The sequence below is a fragment of the Bacillus sp. AM 13(2015) genome (genome assembly GCF_001518755.1).
In the GTDB taxonomy this organism is placed as follows: Bacteria; Bacillota; Bacilli; order Bacillales; family Bacillaceae; genus Bacillus; species Bacillus safensis.
Genome location: NZ_LKCP01000031.1, coordinates 1 through 8,139, shown reverse-complemented (window position 1 = coordinate 8,139; position 8,139 = coordinate 1). Strand labels below are relative to the sequence as shown.

Here is an 8,139-nt window from a genome sequence, read left to right as displayed (position 1 = left end):
AATAATTCCGAGGACAATGAAGAAAGATGATAGAAAATTTAATTTTATTGGCGATTAAGCTGGCAATGGCGATAAGAATAAGCGCCGTCCCAACTTCAAAGACTAAATGATCCATTCATCACTCTCCCCCTCTAGAAAGAAAATCACGTACCAATCGCTTCAAGTGTTTTCTTTCGCCCGAAATGACCATCGTATCATTTGCTTGAATAATCGAATCGGCACCAGGGTTGAGTAATTTTTCATTTGTATGTTTAATGATCGCAATCACGGTGACTTCATAATTTTGTCTCACATCTAAATCACCGAGTGTATGTCCCACCGCTTTTGCACCTTTTTCCACCTTAAACCATTCAATGATCAAGTCATTGAATGCCATTTCAATGGTTTCTAGTGCCTGCGGTTTATACACCATACCGCCGATAATAGCAGCGATTTGCCGGGATTCAGCATCATCGAGTGAAATGGTAGACAGGACTTCATCTGGATCATCATCGTCAAAACGATAAATTTCCCGTCTGCCATCATCATGAATCACAATCGTCATCTTTTCTCTATTTCTCGTTTCAATTTCAAATTTCTTTCCGATCCCAGGAAGATCATTTTCTTTAATGTTCATTTTATCCCTCCGAATTTGATAGGCTGTGTTTTTTCTAATAGTAAATACGGATGAAATAAAATGAATCAGTAGAGGTAATTAGATTGATACATAACGGGGATCGCGCACTTCATTTCCAAAAAACATAGATCAATGGATAATGCAGCTGATGGGGCAGGCTTTGGCAGAAAAGTCTTGGCATCCGCCATTGATAATCTGTCCTTCAGCAGAATGGATGAAGCATGTTTTTTTGAAAATGAAGGTGTCTTCACAGCATTAATTTCTTCATCATAGATGGATGGAGAAATCAGGCTAGGTGTGCTCGCTTCTGCTTGTGACGCAAAAACGACATTTGAAAAAGGAGAAAACATGACGATGAAGCTAACCAATATCATGATGGAACATCTGATCAATCATCCTCCTCCTTTCAAATTTATTTTCTTTCTTATTTTACTATATAAAAATATATTTCTTGTTTCAATGATTATGCTTATTTTTGGTATCAATTGATCTTGAAATTTTTTGTTTAGAGAAAAAGGTTTTACTTGATGGAAATGGAAGTAAGTTATGAGCTTTTAAATGAAAAGGGGGATGGATGATGACATATATCAATTGTCAGTTAGACGGGGATGTTTTTGAAATCGTTTTCAATAGGCCTGAAGCATATAATTCGTTTCATGTGGATATGTTTGCTGAATTCAAAGAAGCATGTGATGCAGCGGAGGAAAGCAGTGCTAAAGTCGTTGTCATCAAGGGAGAGGGAAAAGGATTTTCAGCAGGCGGAGATATTGGGATGATGCTTAAGCAGGAAAGTGAAGAAGATTTCCATCGTGTGATGGATTTGATCGAGGGAATTACACTTTCACTAGCTAGTATGAAAAAAGTGACGATTGCGCTTATCCACGGGTCAGCGGCAGGCCTCGCTTTTAGCTTTGCCCTAAGCTGTGACTACTTGTTTATGCATCACGATGCAAAACTTGCCATGAATTTTAATGGGGTAGGATTAATTCCAGATGGCGGGGGGCATTTTTTCCTCACAAAAAGAGTCAGTGAGCAAACCGCCAAACAATTGATTTGGAGCGGACAAAAGCTGCCGGCTGAAGAAGCGTTAAAGCTGAACCTTGCAGACGGGCTGTTCCAAGAAGAGGTCGATACGTACCAAAAAGTGTGTGTGAAGTCGTTTATGAACATGCCGCTTCAAGCCTTTATCGAAACAAAGATGATCTATTTCCAGCAGTCAGAATCAAAGCTCTTAGCAGTTCTTCAAAAAGAGAGGGCAGCACAGGCAAGACTGAGAAAAAGTCATGATCACAAAGAAGGTATACAGGCTTTTTTAGAAAAAAGACGACCTGTCTTTCAAAAAGCATAGATGAACATAAGGCCGGCGAAAGCCGGCTTTTTAACGTTCAAATAAAAGCAGCTTGCCTGCTTGATTAACGAGTCGATGGGAATGCTTTGTGTATTGCTGTTCCATTAAGCGATGACGTCCTAATTCCTTTGCTTTCTCGTCACTATCCGCTGTGATTTTTTCATTTAATAAAGTCTCACCCGACCGATCAAATACGGTTAAAAAGTATGTCTTCTCCATTCCTCATCTTCCTTTCCTCTGTTTTTAATGTAATTAAACATGGAATAAGACAAAACCTCTTTTTTAGCCCTTAAAAATGTGTTTTGTAGAATGAGAGTGATAGAACGTGCATTCGTAAAAATGGCATGATAAAATATGGACAATGACAGTATCGGACAAGGAGATAGACGTTTGACTAAGCTCACCTTTATTCATGCCGCAGATTTACATTTAGACAGTCCATTTGCAGGAATGTCGACTATACCTAATTCTATATTTAAGCGGCTCAAAGAAAGTACATTTCAAAGTGCTAAGAACATGTTTGATCTTGCCGTTGCGCGAGAAGTAGACTTTGTGCTGCTGAGCGGAGATTTATTTGATGAATCAAATCGCAGCCTGAAAGCACAGCTCTTTTTAAGAAACCAGTTTTTAAGACTGCAAACACATGGGATTGAAGTCTTTATTATTTATGGGAATCATGATCATTTAGGCGGTGAATGGACACCGATTGAGTGGCCTGAGAATGTACATGTCTTTTCGAGCAGTACACCAAGTGATCACTCCTATTATCGAGAGGATCAGCTTGTCGCGAGCATTTATGGGTTTAGCTATAAAGAGCGGGCTGTCTATGAAAATATGACATCTCATTATGTCAAAACGACAGATGCTGCCTATCACATTGCAATGCTTCACGGTACATTAGCCGGACAAGAAGGCCATGATGCCTACGCCCCATTTCAGCTTCAGCAGCTCCTTTCGCAAGATTTTGATTATTGGGCGCTCGGACATATACATAAAAGAGCCCTTCTGCATGAAGATCCATATATTATTTATCCTGGTAATGTGCAGGGCAGACATATAAAAGAAACGGGAGAAAAAGGCTGTTACTTGATTCACCTCTCTGAAGATTCTCACACAGCGGATTTTATCAGCTGTGCAGATATCATCTTTGAGACACTGGCAATAGACATCACAGAAACGGCTCATATGACGGACCTTGTCACACTTGTGGAAGGCAAAATCAATAAGCTGAAAGAGGAAGGCATTCCTCATTTTGTGAGAATTGAATTGATAGGTGATGCGCCTTCTTACTTTGAGCATACACAGCTTGAGGTCCTCGAAGAGCTGATGACTGTTTTTCATGAGCAGGAGGAAGATGAAGACGTGTTCGTTTGGGTGATGTCAATTGACTGCCGAGCAAATGAGGATGTGATCTATCCAGAGGATTCTTTTTTGAAGGAACTCACTACAGAAATTGCACAGTTTGAGTCATATGAAGAGCTGCTTTCACCGATCAAGCGTCACCCAACCTACAGAAAGTCAGGAAAAGCGCTCACAAAAGAGGATGAAGTGGATATAAAAGAAGAAGCACAAAGGCTGCTGACGGAACAGCTGAAGCAATTATGAGAAAAGGAGAGGTATGATGAAAATACGTTCACTCCATATAGCGAATTTCGGGAAATTTTCAAATCGAACCTTTCACTTTTCTGATGACGGTTTTCAGCTAGTTTACGGCCTGAATGAATCGGGGGAAAACGACATTGAAGGCGTTTATTGAGTCGATGTTATTTGGTTTTTCAAAAAACAAGATGTACAAGCCGAAGCAAGGATCTTTCTATGGCGGCTCCCTCACTTGCTTAGATGAAGAGTTAGGTGTCATTCACATTGAGAGATCGTCCGATCGAGGCGGTCAAGCACAGGTGTTTTTACCGAATGGTGAAGTGAAAGACGAAGCATTCCTGCGGACTCTTTTAAAGGGAACGGATCGCAGATTATTCCAATCAATCTACTCATTTGATGTGTTTGGACTGCAAAATGTCCAAGCCTTAAACGAAGATCAAATTGGTGAATTTCTGCTTTTCTCAAGTTTATTTGGCTCAGATGCGGCCTCCAAGATGGATAGCAGGCTGCTTAAGCAGCAGGAGCAGCTGTTTAAACCAAATGGACGCAAGCCAGAATTAAACCAGCAGCTTGATCGTTTAAAAGAGCTGACTGGCCAGCTGAAACAAGCTAGATTGGCAGAAGGCCGTTATTCAGAAAAAAAACGGGAGCATTCTGAATTCATAGAGACGATCGCAGCGCTTCAAAATGAAATGAAGCAGACAGAAGAACAGATTCAGCAGTTAACTGAACACATTCGACTTTATCCCATGATAGAGAAGAAGATGGAGTTAAAAAAAGAATTAGCCCGTTATCCAGAACGAGTCAAACGCTTTAGAGCAGAAACAGAGCATGAATTGGATAAATTAGAATCACACCTTCACCCGAAAAAGGCTCAAATGACTGCACTAAAGCAAAAATTAGATCATTTGCAAACCACGATGGCACAAGTTCAACCGCTTTATGACAAGGATACGTTACTGGAGATGAAGCGTGTCGTTGATGAAACTTCTCATGCTGAACGTGTCAAAAATCGCTTAGCTGAATGTAAAGCAGAACGTGATTCATTGAAACAAAAAATGGATGAAGCCGCAGCGAAGCTGAAGTGGCAGCGTTCAGTCAAGCTCGATCAGATCGACGACTCCCTTGAATTTGAGTGGGAATTAAAGGAGGCTGTCAGCCAATACATTCGTTTAATGGACAGAAAGGCACAGCTGGATGACCGGTTTGATCATGCAAGACATGAGCTGGAAGAAGCGGAAACCGCTTTAAAAGGATTAAAGGAACAGCAGGCCAAATCGCATAGTACAGTGGAAACTGGGGAAACAAGAACAAAAGAGAAACAGGCTCATTCCCGGGCGTGGTTATTTCCTGTGATGGTGATGTTCGATGCTGCATTTCTGCTTGTCCTTTTCTTTTTAACAAAATGGTGGATTACTTTCTTATTTGCGGGATTTTCTGTTTTTGTTTTCTTTGCGATTTATCCATTTTTGAAATCAATACAGATGAAACAGGGAAGCGGCGGGGGAACATTCGATTCCTTCCAAGTGCAGGCAGCTTCAGCTGAAACGCTTGTGAGGCAGAAGGAGCTTTTGTACGAAAGGATTATCCGGCAATATGAAGACTGGGAGCTGGAGCTGGAACCTGTCCAGCAGCAAGTAGAGGAAAAGAAAAGACAGCTGGGCTTGTCCTCAGAGCTTTCTTTCCTTGTAGAAGCCTTCCTTATTCTGAAGCAATTAAAAACGGATACAGCGGAATATGAGGGGCTTAGCCGGGAAATAGACGAGCTTTTAGGCCAGCAATCCAATTATGAGCACAGGGTGGAAGCGTTAAGCAGTCTTCTTCAACGAAAGGAAGGCACCATTCAAGAGAATATCTTGGCCTTTCAAGAGATATTGAAAGATGAGGCGAAAAGAGAAAAAGAACGTCAGACATTGGATGTTTCGATTCAACATGTGAAACAGCAGATCACGACGCTAGAAGGGGAAATTGACTATTACGAAAAACAAATGGACGCGCTTTTTCGTCAAGTAGAAGCAGAGTCCAAAAAAGATTACCAAATCCTTTCTCATTTATCAAAAGAATATCGGGAACGGCTTTCTCATTTGCAGCAGCTGAATCAAGAGCTGCATAGAAGCGGCTGCTTTGATGAGGAAGAATCGATTGTTCGCAAAGGATTGCGTCTTCTTGAAGAAGAGTGTGCAGAAGCGAAGCAGCACCTGAATAACGTACAATCGAATGCGGCGAATATGGAAAAACGCTTAGCAGAACGAGCAGTGGAAATCCGGCAAATAGAAGCTTCTGGTACAGTTTCTGATTTGACTCATCAGCTTGCAGCTGAGCAGGAGCATGCAAAGCACCTTGCGAAAAAATGGGCGGCGATTCAGCTTGTCCGCTCCGTCATTCGAGAAAAATTGAATGAGCATAAAGAAACAAGGCTGCCAGCATTGCTGCAAACAGCTTCAAGCTTTATTCAGCCGTTAACGAATGATCGATATGAAGCCATTTTATTTTCACCCGAGGATGACCGGCTGATCGTGAAAAGGGTGGATGGACGAATATTCCATCCAGAAGAGCTCTCACAGGCAACATGTGAACAAATCTATCTGGCGATTCGTTTTGCACTCGCCTTGTCGCATCAGCAGGAGTGTCAGCTTCCGTTTATGATGGATGACAGCTTCGTTCATTTTGATCATGTACGTCTAGGAAGAGTGCTGGAGTTGATGAATGAACTCACACGTTTTGAAACACAGCTGTTTTATTTTACCTGTCATCAGCATATGGCGCAGGCAGCAGAAGATGGACAGATTACGAGTTTAGCAGTTGAATGATTGACAAATAATGACTTATGTTATACTTATATGAGCAGAAACATGGAAGGAGCTTTTATTGAATGGCTAAAGGGATCATGACCTATGATGTCGGCGAACAAGTTGACCTGCATTTATTAATTAAATCATCTACTAAAGGGATTGCAAGTAATGGCAAACCATTTTTAACGCTCATTCTTCAAGATCAAAGTGGAGATATTGAGGCGAAACTATGGGATGCAAAGCAGAATGATGAAATCACCTATGGCCCGCAAACCATCGTGAAGGTAGTAGGCGACATTCATCATTATCGCGGGAGGAATCAGCTGAAGCTTAGGAATATACGCCCTGTTGCTGAAAACGAGCAAATTCGAATTGATGATTTTCTCGAAACAGCTCCTATTCCAAAACACGATATGATGGATACGATTATGCAATATATCTTTGATATGAAAAACCCTAATATTCAGCGTGTTACAAGGCATTTGCTGAAGAAATATGGACAGGAATTTGCTGATTATCCAGCAGCGACAAAAAATCATCACGAATTTGTCTCTGGACTCGCCTACCACGTCGTGTCCATGCTGCATTTAGCAAAATCCATTGTTGACCTATATCCATCACTAGATCGAGATCTTTTATATTCAGGCATCATTCTTCATGACTTAGGGAAAGTAAAAGAGCTTTCAGGTCCAGTCTCTACCACATATACAGTGGAAGGGAATTTAATTGGCCACATTTCCATCATGGTGACAGAAATTGCGAAAGCGGCGGAAGAGCTTAGCATTGATTCAGAAGAAATTCTCATTTTACAGCACTTAGTCCTAAGTCATCATGGAAAAGGAGAGTGGGGCAGCCCGAAACCACCAATGGTGAAAGAGGCTGAAATTCTCCACTATATTGATAATTTAGATGCGAAAATGAACATGATGGATCGTGCGCTTGAGCATGTGAAACCAGGAGAATATACAGAACGTATTTTTGCACTTGAGAATCGTTCGTTTTATAAACCAACCTTCCATCACGAATAATCATGTCAAAACGTCCGTTTATGCGGGCGTTTTTTTCATAACTTGTCTTCTTTTCGCATAAGCATGTAACACAAAGGAAGAGAGGAATGTCCTTAAGAAAAGGAGGCGATGAAAAAATGTTGTTTTTTCCGTGGTGGGTGTATGCCTGTATCATCGGCATTATTTTCTGTGCGTATAAATTAATGACAACAGCCAAAGAGGAGCAAGAAATTGATCAATCCTTTATTGAAAAGGAAGGAGAAATTTTTATCGAGCGAATGGAACAGGAAAGAGAGCGCAGACGTCAGGATCAGCAGGTGAAAAGATCACAGGATACTGCGGCACAAGAAGATCATTCAATTGCTTAATCTAGTCATACAAAAACCCCTCTGCACGATGATGGCAGAGGGGTTTTTTGTGATTACTGTTGAGTCTGCTGATTTTGTGCAGGCTGTTCAGATTTTTCTTTGAACGTTTTTTCAAGCTCTTTATCTTTTACTTTCACATCAGCATCTTTTACTAATTTGTTTAAGATGTTTTGGATTTCATTTGTGTCTGCCTGTTTTTGGTCAAGCAGTTCTTTTTTCAAGTCCGCTTTCATGTCATCATATTTACCGCGTTCTTCGGTCTTTTTAATGATATGATAGCCGAATTGGGATTTTACTGGCTTGCTGATTTCATTTACTTTTAGTTTGAAAGCAGCCTTACCTGAAGTTCTCGTCCATTTGGCCTTCTTTTGCGAACCAGCCTACATCGCCGCCTTGTGCAGCTGAAGCA

Annotated in this window: 7 protein-coding genes and 3 pseudogenes; 5 read left to right on the top strand and 5 right to left on the bottom strand. The window is 41.1% G+C overall.

Annotation, left to right across the window (positions count from 1 at the left end):
- The 3 genes and pseudogenes from AOQ70_RS19890 to AOQ70_RS19095 form a co-directional block, all read right to left on the bottom strand.
- Nucleotides 1-115: pseudogene (locus AOQ70_RS19890) on the bottom strand (hypothetical protein); the annotation flags it as partial.
- Between the two features lie 3 nt (nucleotides 116-118).
- Nucleotides 119-616: a cation:proton antiporter regulatory subunit gene (locus tag AOQ70_RS03735; protein WP_024425442.1), complete on the bottom strand. Its 498-nt coding sequence runs from the start codon at nucleotides 614-616 to the stop codon at nucleotides 119-121.
- 65 nt (nucleotides 617-681) lie between these two features.
- On the bottom strand, nucleotides 682-1,008 hold the full coding sequence (locus tag AOQ70_RS19095; RefSeq protein WP_231730827.1) for a potassium:proton antiporter: 327 nt from the start codon (nucleotides 1,006-1,008) through the stop codon (nucleotides 682-684).
- Nucleotides 1,009-1,193: 185 nt separating this feature from the next.
- Between AOQ70_RS19095 and AOQ70_RS03725 the strand changes: the two genes are divergently transcribed.
- Nucleotides 1,194-1,964, top strand: a complete 771-nt coding sequence (locus AOQ70_RS03725; protein ID WP_059374885.1) for an enoyl-CoA hydratase — start codon at nucleotides 1,194-1,196, stop codon at nucleotides 1,962-1,964.
- Between the two features lie 30 nt (nucleotides 1,965-1,994).
- Here AOQ70_RS03725 and AOQ70_RS03720 read toward each other — a convergent pair whose 3' ends face one another.
- Nucleotides 1,995-2,183 carry a YhzD family protein gene (locus tag AOQ70_RS03720; RefSeq protein ID WP_047202901.1) on the bottom strand — a complete coding sequence of 63 codons (189 nt, stop codon included), beginning with the start codon at nucleotides 2,181-2,183 and terminating at the stop codon, nucleotides 1,995-1,997.
- Between the two features lie 171 nt (nucleotides 2,184-2,354).
- On the opposite strand from AOQ70_RS03720, the gene AOQ70_RS03715 reads away from it, so the two are divergent.
- The 4 genes and pseudogenes from AOQ70_RS03715 to AOQ70_RS03700 all read left to right on the top strand — a co-directional run bounded on the left by AOQ70_RS03715 (nucleotide 2,355) and on the right by AOQ70_RS03700 (nucleotide 7,730).
- The gene (locus AOQ70_RS03715; RefSeq protein ID WP_059374883.1) at nucleotides 2,355-3,569 is read left to right on the top strand and encodes a metallophosphoesterase family protein; all 1,215 of its coding nucleotides are present in this window, start codon (nucleotides 2,355-2,357) and stop codon (nucleotides 3,567-3,569) included.
- 16 nt (nucleotides 3,570-3,585) lie between these two features.
- Nucleotides 3,586-6,373: pseudogene (locus AOQ70_RS03710) on the top strand (AAA family ATPase).
- Between the two features lie 62 nt (nucleotides 6,374-6,435).
- Nucleotides 6,436-7,383: a 3'-5' exoribonuclease YhaM gene (gene yhaM, locus AOQ70_RS03705; RefSeq protein ID WP_024425447.1), complete on the top strand. Its 948-nt coding sequence runs from the start codon at nucleotides 6,436-6,438 to the stop codon at nucleotides 7,381-7,383.
- A gap of 116 nt (nucleotides 7,384-7,499) precedes the next feature.
- Nucleotides 7,500-7,730 carry a sporulation YhaL family protein gene (locus AOQ70_RS03700; RefSeq protein WP_039183045.1) on the top strand — a complete coding sequence of 77 codons (231 nt, stop codon included), beginning with the start codon at nucleotides 7,500-7,502 and terminating at the stop codon, nucleotides 7,728-7,730.
- Nucleotides 7,731-7,783: 53 nt separating this feature from the next.
- On the opposite strand, the pseudogene AOQ70_RS03695 reads toward AOQ70_RS03700, so the two are convergent.
- Nucleotides 7,784-8,139, bottom strand: a pseudogene (locus tag AOQ70_RS03695) (peptidylprolyl isomerase); the annotation flags it as partial.